12 protein-coding genes are annotated in these 17,075 nt (G+C 69.1%); 7 read left to right on the top strand and 5 right to left on the bottom strand.

Going from position 1 to position 17,075, the window contains the following annotated elements:
- On the bottom strand, positions 1–1,197 hold a 1,197-nt coding region (locus ACOJUJ_RS21630; protein WP_420128994.1), incomplete at its 3' end, for a lyase family protein.
- 231 nt (positions 1,198–1,428) lie between these two features.
- Here ACOJUJ_RS21630 and ACOJUJ_RS21635 point away from each other — a divergent pair.
- On the top strand, positions 1,429–2,397 hold the full coding sequence (locus ACOJUJ_RS21635; RefSeq protein WP_420128995.1) for a hypothetical protein: 969 nt from the start codon (positions 1,429–1,431) through the stop codon (positions 2,395–2,397).
- A gap of 584 nt (positions 2,398–2,981) precedes the next feature.
- Here ACOJUJ_RS21635 and ACOJUJ_RS21640 read toward each other — a convergent pair.
- On the bottom strand, positions 2,982–3,665 hold the full coding sequence (locus tag ACOJUJ_RS21640; RefSeq protein WP_420128996.1) for a plastocyanin/azurin family copper-binding protein: 684 nt from the start codon (positions 3,663–3,665) through the stop codon (positions 2,982–2,984).
- A gap of 137 nt (positions 3,666–3,802) precedes the next feature.
- Between ACOJUJ_RS21640 and ACOJUJ_RS21645 the strand changes: the two genes are divergently transcribed.
- Positions 3,803–5,389 (top strand): peptide chain release factor 3, encoded by a 1,587-nt coding sequence (locus ACOJUJ_RS21645; protein ID WP_420128997.1) that lies wholly within the window; start codon positions 3,803–3,805, stop codon positions 5,387–5,389.
- A gap of 292 nt (positions 5,390–5,681) precedes the next feature.
- Complete coding sequence (locus tag ACOJUJ_RS21650; protein ID WP_420128998.1) at positions 5,682–6,815, top strand: PDDEXK nuclease domain-containing protein; 1,134 nt, start codon at positions 5,682–5,684, stop codon at positions 6,813–6,815.
- Positions 6,816–7,111: 296 nt separating this feature from the next.
- Here the strand turns inward: ACOJUJ_RS21650 and ACOJUJ_RS21655 are convergent, their stop codons facing one another.
- The 3 genes from ACOJUJ_RS21655 to ACOJUJ_RS21665 form a co-directional block, all read right to left on the bottom strand.
- A complete protein-coding gene (locus ACOJUJ_RS21655) occupies positions 7,112–8,149 on the bottom strand; it encodes a tetratricopeptide repeat protein (protein WP_420128999.1) in 1,038 nt (345 codons plus the stop codon).
- A 13-nt stretch (positions 8,150–8,162) separates the two neighbouring features.
- Positions 8,163–8,747: a hypothetical protein gene (locus tag ACOJUJ_RS21660; protein WP_420129000.1), complete on the bottom strand. Its 585-nt coding sequence runs from the start codon at positions 8,745–8,747 to the stop codon at positions 8,163–8,165.
- Between the two features lie 138 nt (positions 8,748–8,885).
- A complete protein-coding gene (locus ACOJUJ_RS21665; RefSeq protein ID WP_420129001.1) occupies positions 8,886–10,229 on the bottom strand; it encodes a sigma-54 interaction domain-containing protein in 1,344 nt (447 codons plus the stop codon).
- Between the two features lie 275 nt (positions 10,230–10,504).
- On the opposite strand from ACOJUJ_RS21665, the gene ACOJUJ_RS21670 reads away from it, so the two are divergent.
- The 4 genes from ACOJUJ_RS21670 to ACOJUJ_RS21685 all read left to right on the top strand — a co-directional run bounded on the left by ACOJUJ_RS21670 (position 10,505) and on the right by ACOJUJ_RS21685 (position 17,030).
- The gene (locus ACOJUJ_RS21670; protein ID WP_420129002.1) at positions 10,505–11,293 is read left to right on the top strand and encodes a hypothetical protein; all 789 of its coding nucleotides are present in this window, start codon (positions 10,505–10,507) and stop codon (positions 11,291–11,293) included.
- Positions 11,294–12,218: 925 nt separating this feature from the next.
- The gene (lpdA, locus tag ACOJUJ_RS21675; RefSeq protein ID WP_420129003.1) at positions 12,219–13,622 is read left to right on the top strand and encodes a dihydrolipoyl dehydrogenase; all 1,404 of its coding nucleotides are present in this window, start codon (positions 12,219–12,221) and stop codon (positions 13,620–13,622) included.
- Between the two features lie 378 nt (positions 13,623–14,000).
- Positions 14,001–15,095 (top strand): carboxypeptidase-like regulatory domain-containing protein, encoded by a 1,095-nt coding sequence (locus ACOJUJ_RS21680; RefSeq protein WP_420129004.1) that lies wholly within the window; start codon positions 14,001–14,003, stop codon positions 15,093–15,095.
- A gap of 459 nt (positions 15,096–15,554) precedes the next feature.
- Positions 15,555–17,030 carry a pyridoxal phosphate-dependent decarboxylase family protein gene (locus ACOJUJ_RS21685; protein WP_420129005.1) on the top strand — a complete coding sequence of 492 codons (1,476 nt, stop codon included), beginning with the start codon at positions 15,555–15,557 and terminating at the stop codon, positions 17,028–17,030.
- Positions 17,031–17,075 lie beyond the last annotated feature (45 nt).

A 17,075-nucleotide genomic window follows, 5' to 3' on the forward strand; every position in this document is an offset into this window, starting at 1 on the left:
GTCGGTGTTGATCCCCGTGCCGATGGCCGTGGCGCCCATGTTGGTTTCGCGGATGAGCGCCGCCGCCTCGCGCAGCCGGTCCATGTCCTCGCCGATGGTGACGGCGTAGGCCGTGAACTCCTGCCCCAGCGTCATGGGCACCGCGTCCTGCAGCTGCGTGCGCCCCATCTTGAGCACCGCGCCGAACTCCTGCCCCTTTTCCATGAACGCCTCGCGCAGCTCCCCCAGCGCCCGCACCAGGTCGTCGATCGCCCAGTTGCCGGCGATCTTGAGCGCGGTGGGATACACGTCGTTGGTGGACTGGCTGAGGTTGACGTGGTTGTTGGGATGCACCACCTCGTACTCGCCCTTGCGGTGGCCCAGCAGCTCCAGCGCGCGGTTGGCGATCACCTCGTTGGCGTTCATGTTGGTGCTGGTCCCCGCCCCGCCCTGCACCACGTCCACCACGAACTGCTCGTGCAGCTTGCCGTCGCGCACTTCGCGGCAGGCGCGGACCACCGAATCGGCCACCTCGTCCGTCAGCAGCCCCAGCTCCTGGTTGGCCAGCGCCGCCGCCTCCTTGACCGCCGCCAGCGCGTTTACCAGGTACGGATACTGGCCGATGGGGATGCCGGTGATGGGAAAGTTCTCCGTGGCCCGCAGCGTCTGCACGCCGTAGTACAGGTCGACGGAAACCAGGCGCTCGCCCAGCAGGTCGTGCTCGGTGCGCGTTTCGCCCGACAGGTAGCCGGAGCCGCGCCCGGAAAGCAGCGCGTTGGCCATGCGCAGCCGCGACGAGATGACCTGCGCGGCCGCCATCACCAGCTTGCCGTACAGCCGCGGCTCCGCCTCGGCCAACTGGGCGATGCGCGTGCGCGGCACCTCTACCAGCTCCGCGTCTTCCGTGATCAGCCCGCTGGTGCTGTGGGGATAGTCGTCCAGAAAGCTCCCCTCGCCATAGCTTTCACCCCCGCCCAGCACGTGCAGCACGTTGGTGCGGTCGCCCTTGATGATCTGCACCCGCCCGCGCACCAGCACGCCGAACGCGCGCCGCGGCTGGTTTTCGCGGAACAGGTAGGCGCCGGCGGGGCAGGCGCGCGTCTCGGCGCCCTCGGCCAGCACGCGCACCTCGTCGTCGCTCAGCCCGCGCAGGGCGCTCTGGGCGCGCAGCACGTCGAACACGGAACCGTCGGTCGTCATCAGCTCTGTCGTCGTCATTCACCCAACCGCCGGAATGAGGCGGAGGCACCGGATTGCGGCAGCCTCAGAACAAATCCCCCCGTCAGGCCGCAACGTAGCGACAGTGCGCGGGCGGATCAAGCGCGGCGCCGCCGCCCGTCCGCGCACCAAGTCGTTGCTGGAACGGAGATTGCACCCCTTGCGCGCCCCAGATTCGGAACCTTCCCGCACCCGGTGCGGGCGATACGACCCGAACTCCAGGAGGTCCAGATGGGGCTGTTCGACCGCAACAACAATGACCGTGGCTTCCGCGCCGGCGGCTACGACGGCCGCTCGTACGAGAGCGGCGGCGACCCGCGGGGCATGAACCGGGGTCAGGGCAACACGAGCCGCCAGCGCGAGGGGCTGTGGTCCAACTCCTTCTCCGACGGCGCGTGGACGGCCGACGCCGCGGACCGCACGGAGCGCGACTGGCACCTGGGCCAGGGCCGTGGCCGCTATGACAACGACACCCGCCCCAGCGAGGCCGGCTGGCGCGCGGGCGGCATGTCGGGCGGAACGGGGATGAACCGCGGCGGGATGAACCGCGGCGGCAACAACTGGAACCTGGAGGGCGGCGACTGGGGCCACAACTGGGGCTCCGGCAACCTGGGTTCGGGCAACACGGGCGGCGGCTACGCGGCCCGCGGGATGGACTACGACCGCGACCTGGACCGCGGCGGGATGAACCGCGGCGGGGGCTTTCTTGACCGCGCGCAGAACGCCCTGCGCCGCGGGTGGGACCAGGTGGAAGACCGCTTTGACCGCGACGACAACGATCGCGGCATGCACATGGGCGGCGGGTCCATGCGGGGCGGCACCAGCTGGGCCGGCAACTACGACCGCGAGTACGGCGCGCGCGGCGACACCGGCGTCCGCGGCTACCGCGATGACGAGGGCCACTACGGCGTCACGTCCGCGGACACCATGAACCGCGGCGGCTACAGCGCCATGGGTGGGTACGGCGGCGGCATGCAGAGCGGGATGAACCGCTACGGCGCCGACTACGACCGCGGGATGATGGACCGCGCCGACATGGACAGCGACCGCGGATACCGCAGCCGCCAGCAGATCGACAACGGCGATCCGTTCGGCGACCGCCAGAACCGCACCCCCATCCGCGTGGTGGAGGGCAACCGCGGCGGCATGGGCAACCGTGGGCGGTACGACGAGAATTTCCGCGACCGCAACCGGTACTGATCCGCGGCGCTCGTCCGCGCTGATTCGCCAGCGCACGTCGGCCCCGCCCCCAAGTTCCGGGGGCGGGGCCTTCGCGTTCGCCCGATCCGCACGCCATTCCCTTCGACCATGGTGCGGGGGGAAGGTCTTCAAGATCGCGCATCAGGTGGTGTGATCGGCATGCTCTCCTGCGCCACGGCGATCATCCAGCGATCTACATCCCTCCCCTAAAAAACGCGGATGGCCCCCTGCCGCATTCCACCTCTCCCGCGTTCCCGACACTCTCACAAAAGTCCATCCTCGCCGACCCGCCCTCTCCCGAACCCGACACTTGGGATTCTGCTTCACCGCGTCAGCGCATAGGAAACGGCACGGAAACTCACTCTGTTGACTCTGTTAACTCTGTGTGCGGCCAATCTGTTCTTCGCACACGACAGATTGGGAGGATCGGCACGAGAAAACTCCGTTAACTCCGTTGACTCCGTGTGAGATCCATTCTGTTGCGGGATCGGAACCACGTGCGGGTGCGGACAAAACGCAAAAGACGCGGAGAAGCAGATCTGTTCTCCGCGTCCTCCGCGTCTCCGCGTGAGCTCCCGCCGCCGCTACTGCGCCGCGGTCACCGTGACGGAGCCCGTCATCCCCAGCGACTGGTGAGGCTGGCAGTGGTAGTTGTACGTCCCCGCCGCGCCAAAGGTGTGCTCGAACGAGGCGCCCGGCGGCAGGATCGCGCTGCTCCACCCGCCGGCGGGGGCGCCCGCGTTGGGAGTGACCGTGTGGTCGCCGCCGTTGTTCACCCAACGGACGGTAAAGCCCTGCGCCACCGTAAGGTTCTCCGGCGCAAAGCTGGTCCCGCTCGCCGACACCTGCATCCCACGCTTGAGGGCGAACGAGGTGCTGGCCGTCTGCCCGGCCGCCACCGCCACCGTCTTGGACGTCGCGTCGGCCGCGTTGGCGGTGATGTAGCCGTTGGGCACGGTAATCACCACGCTGGGCGAGCCTACGGGCACGTTGGCGATGGAGAAGTTGCCCGTTGCGTTGGTCGACGCGCTCCCCACCCCGGCGATGGTCACGTTTACCCCCTGCAGCCCCGTCCCGCCCGCCGTCACCTGCCCCGCCACCACGCCAAACTGCGGCGTCGTTCCGCCCCCGCCTCCACCTCCACCCCCGCCGCCTCCTCCACCGCCGCCCCCGCCACCCCCTCCGCCGCCGCTGCAGGCGGCAAGGAGCGCGGTTCCGGCCAGCAGCACGGTGCCAATCAGCGGGAATGGACGATGGATCCTGGTCATGAGCATAGCCTCCCGTGGGGGTGTAAAGGGCGGCGGCGTGGGGCCGGCGCCCGCGAACAGTCGGCGGACGCGTTGAAGCATGCGCCCGCCGGTGTTAGATTTCCGGGTTGATCACGGAACCCGATGAGCGAAGAACCATGAGCAGGTTGAGCGACGAGGTCCGCCGCCGGCGGACCTTTGCCATTATCAGCCACCCCGACGCGGGCAAGACCACGCTGACGGAAAAGCTGCTGCTGTACGGCGGGGCCATCCACCTGGCGGGGAGCGTCAAGGCGCGCCGCGCCGCGCGGCACGCCACGTCCGACTGGATGCAGATGGAGCAGGAGCGCGGCATCTCCGTCACCAGCTCCGTGCTCCAGTTCGAGTACCTGGGCAAGGCCATCAACCTGCTGGACACCCCTGGCCACCAGGACTTCAGCGAGGACACCTACCGCACGCTCATGGCGGCGGACAGCGCGGTCATGCTGCTGGACAACCGCAAGGGCGTCGAGGAGCAGACCCGCAAGCTGTTCGAGGTCTGCCGCCTGCGGAAAACGCCCGTGTTCACCTTTGTGAACAAGTGCGACCGGCCCGGCGAGTCGCCGCTCAAGCTGATGGACGACGTGGAGCGCGAGCTGGGGATGAAGTGCTATCCGGTGATGTGGCCCATCATCGACGGCGACCGCTTTGTGGGCGTGTACGACCGCCTGGACGAGCAGGTGTACCTGTTCCACCGCGGCGAGGACCACGGCCAGTCGCGCGTGGACACGCACTCCGGCTCGCTGTACGACGACCACATCCAGGAGGCGGTGCCCGAGCGGGCCATGAACCAGCTGCTGGAGGACCTGGAGCTGCTGGAGATGGCGGGGGCCGAGTTCAGCCGCGAGGCGTTCCTCGCCGGCGAGGTGTCGCCCGCCTTCTTTGGCAGCGCGCTCACCAACTTCGGGCTGGAGCCGTTTCTGCGGCGCTTTCTGGAGCTGGCGCCGGAGCCGGCGCCGCGTGAAGCCAGCACGGGGACGGTGGACCCGCTCAAGCCCGAGTTCACCGGCTTCGTGTTCAAGATCCAGGCGAACATGGACCCCAAGCACCGTGACCGCATCGCCTTCGTGCGGGTGTGCTCGGGACGTTTCGAGGCGGGGATGCAGGTGAAGCACGTGCGCAGCGGCAAGCCCCTGCGACTGGCCTCGCCCACGCAGTTCATGGCGCGCGAGCGCACGCTCATCGAAGAAGCGTGGCCGGGCGACGTGATCGGCATCCACGACCGCGGCAACCTGCGCATCGGCGACACGCTCAGCGCCGACGGCGACCTGGAGTTCGGCGGCATCCCGCGCTTCAGCCCCGAGCACTTTGCCCGCATCCTCATCACCGACCCGCTCAAGCGAAAGCAGCTGGACACGGGGCTGCAGCAGCTGTCCGAAGAGGGCGCCGCGCAGGTGTTCTACGCCGAGTCCATTACCGGCCCGGCGCCCATCGTGGGCGCGGTGGGACAGCTGCAGTTCGACGTGCTGCTGCACCGGCTTGAGCACGAGTACGGCGTACGCGCGCGGCTGGAGCGCATGCCGTACGTGGCCGCGCGCTGGGTAGAGGCGCCGCGCGCGGAGATCGACCGGCTGGCCGGCGGCCACGGCCGCATCCTGGTGTACGACGCCAAGCAGAAGCCCCTGGTGCTGTTCGACAGCGAATGGACCATGCGCACCACCATCGACCGCGAAAAAGGCATCGCGTTCCATGACGTGGCGCCCTGATCCGCGGACGGATCGACGGTTCGATTGGCGGGGACGGATGCGCGTGCTCATGCCCCGCTGCAGGGCAAGCACGGCTCCTTGTGGGGATGATCGGCCCAGCCGTGGGTTAACCGCTGCGCGGCATCAACTTACGGAAATTCGATTTTTAGATGGATGTAAAACAGGGTGTCCCGCCACGGGACACCCTGTTGTTTTGCGGGGCACGCCTCCCCCTTGCCAACCTCGATCACTCTGTACACCTTTGCTGCCGATACCTATTCATCTCCTTCCCTCTGTCCGGCGAGCTTTGGATATGGCCCGCAGAAAGCCGCCCCGCACCCCCGCCAATCTCCCGGCGCCCGACAACCCACCGCCCGCGCTCGTGGATGCGGGGCTGCTGGGCGACATCCGCTCCCTGATCGAAGCGTCACGCCGGCAGGTGGCGCAGTTCGTCAACTCGGCGATGGTGGTCACGTACTGGAGCGTCGGCGACCGGATCAGGCGCGACATAGTGGGGCAGGAGCGCGCGGAATACGGAAAGCAGGTGATCGCCCAGCTGGCAACCGACCTGACCCTTGAGTACGGGTCCGGTTTTTCTCGTACGAACCTGTTCAACATGCTCCGGTTCGCCGAGGTTTTTCCGGATTTCGGGATTGTCCAGTCACTGGCTGGACAATTGGGCTGGACGCACGTGAGCCACCTGATCTACGTCGAAGATCCACTCGCGCGTGAGTTCTACGCGCGGATGAGCGTCGCCGAGCGGTGGAGCGCACGCACGCTCCGGCAGAAGATCCAGGGGATGCTTTTCGAGCGGACCGCCATCTCCCGTAAACCCAGGTCCGTGGTCATGCAGGAGCTCGAGGCGTTGCGCGACGAAGACCGGATGAGCGCGGACCTCGTTTTTCGCGACCACTACGTGCTCGATTTTCTGGGGCTGAAAGACACCTACGGGGAGCGCGACCTGGAAGAAGCCATCCTGCGCGACATCGAATCGTTCATCCGCGAGCTGGGAACCGACTTCACCTTTGCCGCGCGGCAGAAGCGCATGACGATCGACGGGGTGGACTACCGGCTCGACCTGCTCTTCTTTCACCGCCGGCTGCGGCGGCTGATCGCGATCGACCTCAAGCTGGGCCGCTTTCACGCGGGGGATAAGGGGCAGATGGAGCTGTACCTGCGCTGGCTGGACAAGCACGACCGGCACGAAGGCGAGGAGCCGCCGCTGGGGCTGATCCTGTGCGCGGGAAAGTCGCAGGAGCACGTGGAGCTGCTGGAACTGGACAAGAGCAGCATCCGCGTCGCCGAATACGTCACCGAGCTGCCGCCCATGGAGGTACTTGGGCGAAAGCTGCACTCCGCCATCGCCGCCGCCCGCGCCCGGATCGACGTCAGTCCGCCGGAACTCACGCTTGGGGAAGAGGATCCGCAGCTTCCTTCGGGTGAGTGAAGGAGGTTCCCGAATTGTCCAGACACCGTCTGGACAATTCGCCCACCAAGCAAAAAATCGCATAAACTACAACAAGAAAACAACTTACAACGGCACGAATCGACAAGGCCATAAAAGGGGGGGGTACAGAGGGACAGACAACAGCCAGAGATACAGAGGAAAATCAGTTCCCCCTGTTCCTCTGGCTGTTCTCTGCTCCTCTGTACCCCATTCTGTTTGTCTTTGAATTGTCCAGACACTGTCTGGACAATTCCGGGAGCCCTGCGGCTGGCACGGGACTGGCCGGGCGCCTGCCGCTACAGCTCGCGCGCGATGACGGCGACGGCTTCGGCTTCGGCGGTGGCGCCCAGGCGGGCGAAGTGCTGGGCGGACTCGGTGAGCGCCGCGCGGGCGTCGTCGGGGTGGCCGCGGTCGCGGAGGAGAAGGCCGCGGTCGCGCTGCACCTCGGCCATCAGCAGCGGGTCGCTCTGGGCGCGCGCGGTGGAGAGCGCGTCTTCCAGGCGCAGCGCCGCGTCGTCGTCGCGGCCGCCGGCGCGGGCGGCCGCGGCCAGCACCCGCAGCACGTCCGCCCGCCCCCGCGGGTCGCCGATGCGCTCGAAGCGCTGCAGCGCGCGGGTGGCCAGCGCCTCGGCCAGCGGGGCGTCGCCGCTGCGCACCCGCAGCATGGCGCGCTCCGTCTCGGAGACGGCGATGACGGTCTCCGTGTCCGTCTCGGCGGCCCGCGCGGCGGCCACCTCGCCCTCGGCGCTGGCCAGGTCCACCGCGCGGCGAAAGTGCCCGTCCGCCTCGCGGTCAAAGCCCAGGTCGCGGTACGAGATGCCCAGGTTGTGGTGCGTCTGCGCCAGCCCCAGCACGTTGCCCAGCCGCTGGTACGAGGCCAGTGCCCGCTGGTACGAGGCCAGCGCCAGGTCGCGCCGCCCGCGGACGTTGGAGAGAATGCCCAGGTTGTTGCTGGCGCGCGCCGCGAACTCCTCGTCGCCCCACTCCGCCGCGTAGGCCAGCAGCTCGCCGAAGCGCGACTCGGCCTCTTCCAGCCGCCCCTCCTCGAAGAGCGCGTTGCCCAGCAGGTTCACCGCCTCGGCCGCGCGGCGGCGGTCGCCGCGGCGGCGCGCCTCGGCCTCGGCCCAGGCGGCCACCTGCAGCGCGCGCGCCGTGTCGCCCAGCTGCCGGCAGGCGGCGGCGTAGGCGTAGGCAAGCTCCGGCTCGGCCTGCAGCTCCTGCGCGGAAAGCAGCGCACCGCGGGCAACGAGCGTGCGCCAGTCTCCCGCCGCGCGCAGCATGCGGGCGTCTTCCAGCGTGAGGGGTGCGGGCGGGGCGGGCGCGTTGGCCGTCACGAGGGCGCGGGTGTCAGGTTCCGCCCGCCAGGGCGTAGCGGGTAAATCCGTCGATGTCGGCGCGGATCTCGGTGGCGTCGTGCACCCGCGCGCTGGCGATGTTCTCCCAGCGCTGCCCGGGCATCTCCTGCCGCCACCAGCCGAACTCGAAGTCCTCGTCGTCGTCGTCCACCTCGCCGTCCCCGTTGAAGTCGGGGTGCGCGAACTGGTAGTTCACACGCAGCTCCGCCGGCTCGGCGAAACGCAGCCCCGCGGGCTGGAACTCGAAGTTGAAGTACCCTTCGTCCACCACGCGGATGGTGATGGTGATGGTGTCGCCCTCGTTCATCCGCGTGCCGTTGGGCCGGCGGGTGAGCGCGTCGTCATCCAGCCGAAAACGAAGGCACTCGTCGCCGTTCTCGTAGTCGATGCGGATGTCGTGGTCCTGCCCCGCCACCGCCACGAACGAGATCTGGTCCACCGCCAGCGGCGGCGCATCGGCGGCCGGGCGCAGGAACACCAGGTCCTCACCGGGGACGCGCCGGTTCCCCGCGGGGTCTTCGCATGCGCCCAGCGCGGGGAGCAGCGCCAGGAGCGCAAACCGGAAACATAGCTTCATGTGCATGAGATTCGCTTCAACGGAGGAGATGCGGATCGCCGTTCCGCCGTACTCTGAAGCAACCCCCAGGCCGGGAAGAAAGCCGCATGGATGCTGGATTTTTGCCGAGAACAGGTGTCGCCTGCCGGGACGGGTGTATCATTCCGGGTCATCCGTTCCCTCCAGCAGCCGGTACAGCCGCGACCGGCTGATCCCCAGCGCGTCGGCGGCCGCGCTCTTGTTTCCATCCACCCGGTCCAGCATGGCGAAGGCCGCCGCCCGCTCGATCTCGTCCAGCGTGGCGGGGAACGGCAGCGCGCCACTCTCGCCGCCGCGTGCCTGGGCCGAGGGCGCCGCGCCGTGGAACAGGTCGTCGGGGCTGATGCCGCCGTCGCCCAGGAGCAGCGCGCGCTCCAGCCCGTTGCGCAGCTCGCGCACGTTCCCCGGCCACCCGTGCGCCAGCAGCGCCCGCCGCAGCTCCGGGGTCACCACCGGCACGTCCAGCCCGTACTGCGAAGCGAGGGTGCGCAGAAAGTGCTCCGCCAGCAGGATGACGTCGTCCCCCCGGGCCCGCAGGGGGGGCAGCTGGATGGGGATCACGCTCAGCCGGTAGTACAGGTCCTCGCGGAACTCCCCTTTGGCCACGGCGCCCTGCAGGTCCACGTGCGTGGCGGCGATGATGCGCACGTCCACGGCCCGGGCGCGCATGGCGCCCACGCGGCGCACCTCCTTTTCCTCCAGCGCGCGCAGGATCTTTCCCTGCAGCGTCAGCGGCAGGTCGCCGATTTCGTCCAGAAAGAGCGTCCCCCCGTCCGCCGCCTCGAACAGGCCGGGCTTGGCCGTGCGCGCGTCGGTAAAGGCGCCCTTTTCGTGGCCGAACAGCTCCGTCTCGATGAGCGTGGCGGGGATGGCGTTGCAGTTAAGGTCCACGAACGGCGCGGCGGCGCGCGGGCCGTTGTAGTGGATGGCCTGCGCCATCAATTCCTTGCCCGTCCCCGTCTCACCGGTCACCAGGACCGTGGCCTTGCCGTGGGGGATGATGCGGGCCGCGCGGTCCAGCGCCGCCTTGAGCTGCGGGCTGCGGCCGATGATGCGGCTGAAGTCGAACGCCTGCCGCTCCGCCGCCGCCAGCCGCCCCCCCGCCGCCTGTGCCTCGCGCCGGCGCGCCCGCTCGCCCACCTCGTCGCGCAGCGCCTGCACGTCGCCCGGCAGCGCGAAGTAGTCCGCGGCCCCGGCGCGTACCAGCGCGACGGCCAGCCGGTGGTCCGCCCGCGCGCCGATGACGAGGGGAGCGGGGGCGCCGGCCGCCGCCATCTCGCGCAGCACCGCCTCGGCCTCTTCCTCTACCCCGGCCACGGAGAGCAGCACGGCCACGGCGTCCCCGGCGGGCCCCAGCTCGCCCGCGGATTCCGCGACCACGGCGTGCGCGCCCACCGCCGCGGCCAGTTCAGGCCACAGGGTGGAAAAGGAGTCACTGCGTGCGACGACGGCGAGATTGCTCAACGAAGAGGGTTGCCGCGAGAAACGGAGGAACTGACCTCAGAACGATGGTCCGCACGACACACAATGCGCAAGTGTAGCGATTCGAGACAATAACATCCACCGGCTCCGCGACGCCAGCCCGGCACTCGACAGGGTGAGATCCCCAGTCGCGGCGCGGGTTTGCCGGGATGTTGACGGGGCGGATCACCATCGGCATCACCCCTGCCTTACCGGTGCCCGAGAGTGCGCCGGATGTTTCTCCGGCGCCCCGCAAACCGACACAGGGAGTCCGGAAGATGTCGATCCACCGCACCTTCGCCGCCGCCGCGCTGCTGGCTCTTTCCGCCTGCGCCGACAACCCCGCCGCGGGTGGCGGCGGAGACAATACCGTCCGCCTGCGCTTTGGCGTGGCGGGCGGGCAGGCGCTCGCCTCGGCCGGCCGGTTCCAGACCAGCGGCACGGAGCAGCTTACGATCACCGGCGCCAACGGCACGCTGCGCATTGACGACCTGCGCATGGTGATGGCCGAGTTCGAGCTGGACGGCGATGACGACGTGAACCGCTGCAGCGACGACGCCGGCGCCGCGGACGACTGCGAGGACTTCAACGCGGGGCCGATGTTCATCGACTTTCCGCTGACGGGCGGCCCTGTTCCGGTAAGCAGCGGCAACGTGCCGGCGGGGACCTACGAGGAAGTGGAGTTCGAGGTGGAGGACCTGGACGACGACGAGGAGAACCCCGCGGAGCGTGCCCGCATCGAACAGCTTCGCGCGCAGATCCTGGCGCAGTTCCCCGACTGGCCGCGCGGCGCCAGCCTGCTGGTGGTAGGCACCTTTACGCCCACGGGCGGCGCGCCGCAGAGCTTTCGCGCCTTTGTCGAGGCGGAGATCGAGATCGAGACGGAGCTGAGCCCGCGCCTGGTGGTGGGCGTTGGGGAGAGCCGCAGCGTGGACGTGCTGCTGGACCCGGCCATCCTCTTCCGCAACGGCAACAACGTGCTGAACCTGGCGCAGTCGTCCGCCCGCGACGAGCTGGAGATCCGCATCGAGAACGGCTTCCGCGGGCGGGGTGGCTCGGATGACTGAAAGGTACGAAGGTACGGAGGTACGAAGGTACGGAGGTACGAAGGTACGGAGGTACGAAGGTACGGAGGTACGGAGGTACGGAGGTACGGAGGCAATCATCTGGGAACGTGCCGCCACCCTTTGCCGGGGCGAATAAATTCGCGGCAACAACTACACAAAGTCCACCTTCGTGGACTCGGCGGCCGGGCCGTGTGCGGCGTTCCAGGCACCGGAGCGTCCGCTATCAGATGACACCGAATCAACAGAGAAGCCCGCGCCATAGAGAGAGCCATCCTGCGATACCGCCGCTCATCATCCACGGCGGGACAGATCGTTGGGCGGGCAGACGGTGTCGGCATTCGGGGCCGCAGGGGATCGCGACACGCTTCTGGCGAAGCCTCGGAAATGGGTGAGGGGTGGAAGCGCGGCAGGATGCCATGAGAATTTTTTTCGGGAACCATCGATGTCCGCCAGGCGCACCGCACCCCACCGTCACGATCACCCGATGCGCGATCTGGCGAACCGTCCGCCCCGCACGGGCACGTGCGTAACGCTCGGACCGCCGGCGCTGACCAGATCATCGAGCGGGCAAACGGTGTCGGCATCGCGGGCGGCGGGGATCGCGACGCACTTCTGGCGAAGCGTCGGAAACGGGTGAGGGATGGAAGCGCGGCAAGATGCCATGGGAATTTTCTTTTCGGAAACCCTCGATCACCGCCGGGGCGCACCGCACCCCGCCGTCACGATCATCCGATGCGCGATCTGGCGAACCGTCCGCCCGCACGAGCGTGTGCATCGACGCGCGAACCGAGGCGCCCGCGCGGCGGGGCGTTGCTCCCCCGCCTCGCCCCGCGTAGTTTGCTCCGCCCGCCGCCCGGCCGTGCACGTTCGATGCATGTGCCGGGCGCCGGATTAAAGAGCGAACTCGCATCTGCTGAGGTGAGCGTTGGCGGACAACAGCTTCGACATCGTGGTGATCGGCGCCGGGCCCGGCGGCTACGTGGCCGCCATCAAGGCCGCGCAGCTTGGATACAAGACGGCGTGCGTCGAGGAGGGCAACCTGGGCGGGGTGTGCCTGAACATCGGCTGCATCCCCACCAAGGCGCTGCTGGAAAGCGCGGCCATGATCACGCACCTGGGGCACGCCAAGGAGTTTGGCGTGACCGTGGGCGAGATCAAGACCGACATGGCGCAGGCCGTCAAGCGCTCGCGCCAGGTGAGCGAGCGGCTGGTAAAGGGGATCGGCTTTCTGTTCAAGAAGAACAAGATCACCCACATCGCCGGACGCGGCCGCCTGGCCGGCAAGGGGCAGGTGGAGGTCACGGGCAAGGACGGCAAGGCGCAGCCGGTGCAGGCCAAGCACATCATCATCGCCACCGGCAGCCGCCCGCGCGACCTGCCGTTCCTCAAGATCGACCACGACCGCGTCTGGGATTCGACGGACGCCATGATGTCGAAGGAAGCGCCCAAGACGCTGGCCATCATCGGCGCCGGCGCCATCGGCTGCGAGTTCGCGGACGTGTACGCCGCGTTCGGCACGCAGGTCACCATCGTGGAGATGGCCGACCGCGTGCTGCCGCTGGAAGACCGCGACTGCAGCGCCGTGGTGGAGAAGAGCTACCGCAAGCGGGGGATGAACGTCCTTACGGGCGTCAAGCTGGAAAAGGCGGAGATCGGCAAGGGCGGCGTCACGCTGACCATCACCGACGCCAAGGGCAAGACGCAGACGGTGGAGGCCGAGCGGGTGCTGAGCGCCATCGGCCGCGCGCCGCTGGTGGAGGACATCGGCCTGGAAAAGGCGGGGGTGAAGATGACGGACCGCGGCTTCATCGCCGTCGACCGGCAGATGAAGACCAACGTCGAGGGTGTCTACGCCATCGGCGACGTGGCCGGCCCGCCGCTGCTGGCGCACAAGGGCAGCCACGAGGGCGTGGCGTGCGTGGAGGCCATTCACGGCGACCCGCACGCCGGCATCAACTACGAGAACATCCCCAACTGCACCTACTGCCACCCCGAGGTCGCGTCCGTCGGGCTTACGGAGGAGCAGGCGCGGGCCCAGGGGCTGGACATCGAGGTGGGCACCTTCCCCTGGACCGCCAACGGCCGCGCGCTCACGGCGGGTGAGACGGACGGCTTCGTGAAGGTGATCCGCGACAAGAAGTACAGCGAGGTAGTCGGCGCCCACATCGTGGGCCCGCACGCCACGGAGTTGATCGCGGAGTTCGTGGTGGGCCGCCACCTGGAGACCACGATGGAGGAGATGGACCGGGCGATGCACCCGCACCCCACCCTCTCCGAAGCCGTCGCCGAGGCCGCGCTGGCCAGCCTGGGCCACGCGCTGCACATCTAGCGCGCCGCTGACGCACCCGCCCATGACGCCGAGGCCGGCTCCGGAAGCACTCCGGAGCCGGCCTCGTCTCAAATAGCCGCCGCGGCCGAAATCTGATACAAGGGCGCGAGAACGCCGCCCGGCTACAAGGCCGATGGCGTTTTTTCAACGTTTCCGGCTCTGGGGAGTGACCCTATCCTCCGGTCACAGCGCGGTATGGAGGAATCCTACGGCGCACAGTTACCGCGCATTTCAGGACGCATATTGTGCATTTGCCTGCCAATCGCTATACTCTTTTTGCGCCTGTATTCACCTGAACAGGCGTAGCCTCTCCTGGTTCGGCGGCCACCCATCTGGCCGTGCGATCCCACTCTTCACATCCCACTCCTCGGGGGACCCATGAAGATCAGTTGGAGACGTGACGGCCAGCGGAATGCGGCGCGGGTGCTCGCGCTGGGGGCGCTGCTGCTGGGCGGCGCCGCCGCCTGCGAGCAGGTGGCCAGCCCGGAGTTCGAGCCCTCGGCCAGCGTGGCCAGCGGCGGCGACATCGGGGGGACGGTGGTGAACCTGCAGGGGCAGCCGGTGGCCGGGGCCCTGGTGAGCACGCCCAACGGCGCGCAGACCACCACCAACACGTCCGGCTCGTTCGTCCTGAACGGCCTGCCGCCCACGTCGCGCCTGGCGGTGTCGGTGAACGCGCCGGGGTACGACGGCACCACGGCGATCTACGAGGTGCGCGCGGGCGTGCTGCTCACGCGGCCCATCCGCATTCAGCCGCTGGCGCCGCCGGTGGTGTTTCCCGCGGGCGCGGGCGGCACCGTGCCCATCGCGGGCGGCGGGCAGGTCATCATCCCGGCCAACGCCTTTCCGGTCCCGCCGGCCACCCCGGTAACGGTGCGCGCTACCTACATCGACCCCGGCAACCCGGTGCAGTTCAGCACCGCGCCGGGCGACTTTACGGGCCGCACCTTCGCGAACACCCTCGTACAGATCCAGTCGTACGGCATGCTGACCGTGGACGTGCGCGACCCGCAGGGGCAGCAGCTGGACCTGTCGCCGGGGCAGCAGGCAGCCCTGCAGTTCCCCGCGAGCGGCGGCACCCCCCCGGGCACCCGCCCGTTGTGGCGCTTCGACGCGCTGCAGGGCATCTGGGTGGAAGAGGGACAGGTCACGGTCACGCCCACCACGCAGAACACCACGGTCGGGACGCTGGCGCCGCGCCGCAACGTGGACGTGCCGTTCCCGCCGGAGTGCATCTCGGTGCAGGTGCTGTTCGCGGGCACCGCCACGCCGCGCACAAACGAGTTCGTGAACGCGGCGGGCATCAGCTACGCGGGCGGCACGGGCGGGTGGACGAACGGCAACGGCATCGTGCAGCTGCGGGTGCGCGCGTCGTCGCAGGTGCTCCTGCGGTCGGGCACAGCGCAGCAGCAGGTGGCCACGCCGCCCCCGGGCACGCTGGGCTGCCCCCTGGTGGCGACGCTCTCGTTCTGATCCGGAATCGCCGGATCCCGGCGGGATGAAGGACGGTGACGAAGAGGCCGGCCCCGGCGGGGCCGGCCTCTTCGCGTCTGCCCCCTGCGCTGGACCGGGCACGGCGCTCCCCATTCGCCAGCGCGCGCGGATCGACCCTATTGTCGCGCGCCATCCGTGGAGCGCGAGTGCGGACGTAGCCAGGCAGGGCTCCGTCCGCCCTGTTGTTGCCCGCGGCGTCGTCAGCGCGGAGCGCTGATCTGCATCGACATCAGCCGCGCTTTCCTGCTGGTGCCTTGAAAAGAACAGGTTCACGCGGATCGCGATTACCGCAGGCGGCATTCGACGGCTCCCCGGGAGCAAAAGCCGTGATCCATGCCACCCGCCCGCATTCGCAGCCGGCCCCTTTCGCCGCCACTCCCGCAGGCGCATCATCCCCCTTCCGACGTAGAAGCCACACCGCATCCGCCTTTGACGAACATGACCGATATCTCGCAGAAGCCGCACGCCCGCGCCGCGTCCGGAGACATGCCGCCGGAGGAGTTCCGGAGGCACGCGCACGCCGTGGTGGACTGGATGGCGGACTACCTGGCGAACGTGGGCGAGTACCCGGTGCTGGCGCAGGTGCAGCCGGGCGAGGTGGCGGCGCGGCTGCCGGCGTCCGCTCCGGAAGCCGGCGAGGGGGTGGAGGAGATCCTGCGCGACTTCCGCGACGTCGTGGTCCCCGGCGTGACGCACTGGAATCACCCGGACTTCTTTGCCTACTTCGCCATCACGGGGTCGGGGCCGGGGATCCTGGGCGAGATGCTGTCGGCGGCGCTCAACACCAACGCCATGCTCTGGCGCACGGGCCCCGCGCAGACGGAGCTGGAGGAGCGCACGCTGGACTGGCTGCGGCAGCTGATGGGGCTGCCGGAGGGCTTCCACGGCACCATCCAGGACACCGCCTCCATCAGCACCCTGGTGGCCATCGCCGCGGCGCGCGAGGCGGCGGGGCTGGGGGTGCGCGAAGAGGGGATGAGCGGGCGCGACCTGCCGCGGCTGCGCGTCTACGCCTCCCAGGAGGTGCACTCGTCCATCGACAAGGCCGGGATCACGCTGGGGATCGGGATGGCGGGGACGCGCAAGATCCCCACGGACGCGGAGTTCCGCATGGACCCGGCGGCGCTGGAGGCGGCGATCGTGGAAGACCGCGCGGCCGGCGTTCACCCGCTGTGCGTCGTGGCCACGGTGGGGACCACGTCGACCACCAGCATCGACCCCGTTGCCGCCATCGCGGACGTCTGTGAACGGCACGGCGTCTGGCTGCACGTGGACGCGGCGTACGGTGGCTCCGCGGCGCTCGTCCCGGAGCTGCGGCACGTGCTGGACGGCGCGGAGCGGGCGGACTCGCTGGTCGTCAATCCGCACAAGTGGATGTTCGTCCCGGTCGACTGCTCCGTGCTGTATTCGCGCCGGCCGGAGATCATCCGCCGCGCGTTCTCGCTGGTGCCGGAGTACCTGATCACCCCTGAGGGCGCGTCCGTCACCAACCTGATGGACTACGGGCCGGCGCTGGGAAAGCGCTTTCGCGCGCTCAAGCTGTGGATGGTGCTGCGCTACTTTGGCGCGGAGGGGATGGCGGCGCGCATCCGCGAGCACGTGCGGCTCGCGAAGCAGCTCGCGGCGTGGGTCGATGCGGAGCCGGGGTGGGAGACGATGGCACCGGTGCCGCTTAGCCTGGTCGTCTTTCGCCACGCGCCGGCCGGGATGGATGGCGAGGCGGCGGACGCGCACAACGAGCGCATCATGGCGGCGGTAAACGCCACCGGGCGCGCTTTTCTGAGCCACACGCGCATCCGCGGCCGGCTGGCGCTGCGGCTGGCCATCGGCAACCTGCGGACGACGGAGGCGCACGTGCGCGCCGCCTGGGAGCTGCTGCGCGAAACCGCGGCCTCCATGCACGCAAGTGCTTGACTTATCGGGGGCTGCACCGCAACAATATCCATTCACGCCACGGAC

This window comes from Longimicrobium sp. (assembly GCF_048594345.1).
GTDB lineage: Bacteria > Gemmatimonadota > Gemmatimonadetes > Longimicrobiales > Longimicrobiaceae > Longimicrobium.

Coding starts and splice junctions, on each gene's coding strand:
- ACOJUJ_RS21635 (WP_420128995.1), top strand. CDS start 1,429: ATGGGGCTGTTCGACCGCAACAACAATGACCGTGGCTTCCGCGCCGGC.
- ACOJUJ_RS21640 (WP_420128996.1), bottom strand. CDS start 3,665: ATGACCAGGATCCATCGTCCATTCCCGCTGATTGGCACCGTGCTGCTG.
- ACOJUJ_RS21645 (WP_420128997.1), top strand. CDS start 3,803: ATGAGCAGGTTGAGCGACGAGGTCCGCCGCCGGCGGACCTTTGCCATT.
- ACOJUJ_RS21650 (WP_420128998.1), top strand. CDS start 5,682: ATGGCCCGCAGAAAGCCGCCCCGCACCCCCGCCAATCTCCCGGCGCCC.
- ACOJUJ_RS21660 (WP_420129000.1), bottom strand. CDS start 8,747: ATGAAGCTATGTTTCCGGTTTGCGCTCCTGGCGCTGCTCCCCGCGCTG.
- ACOJUJ_RS21670 (WP_420129002.1), top strand. CDS start 10,505: ATGTCGATCCACCGCACCTTCGCCGCCGCCGCGCTGCTGGCTCTTTCC.
- ACOJUJ_RS21680 (WP_420129004.1), top strand. CDS start 14,001: ATGAAGATCAGTTGGAGACGTGACGGCCAGCGGAATGCGGCGCGGGTG.
- ACOJUJ_RS21685 (WP_420129005.1), top strand. CDS start 15,555: ATGACCGATATCTCGCAGAAGCCGCACGCCCGCGCCGCGTCCGGAGAC.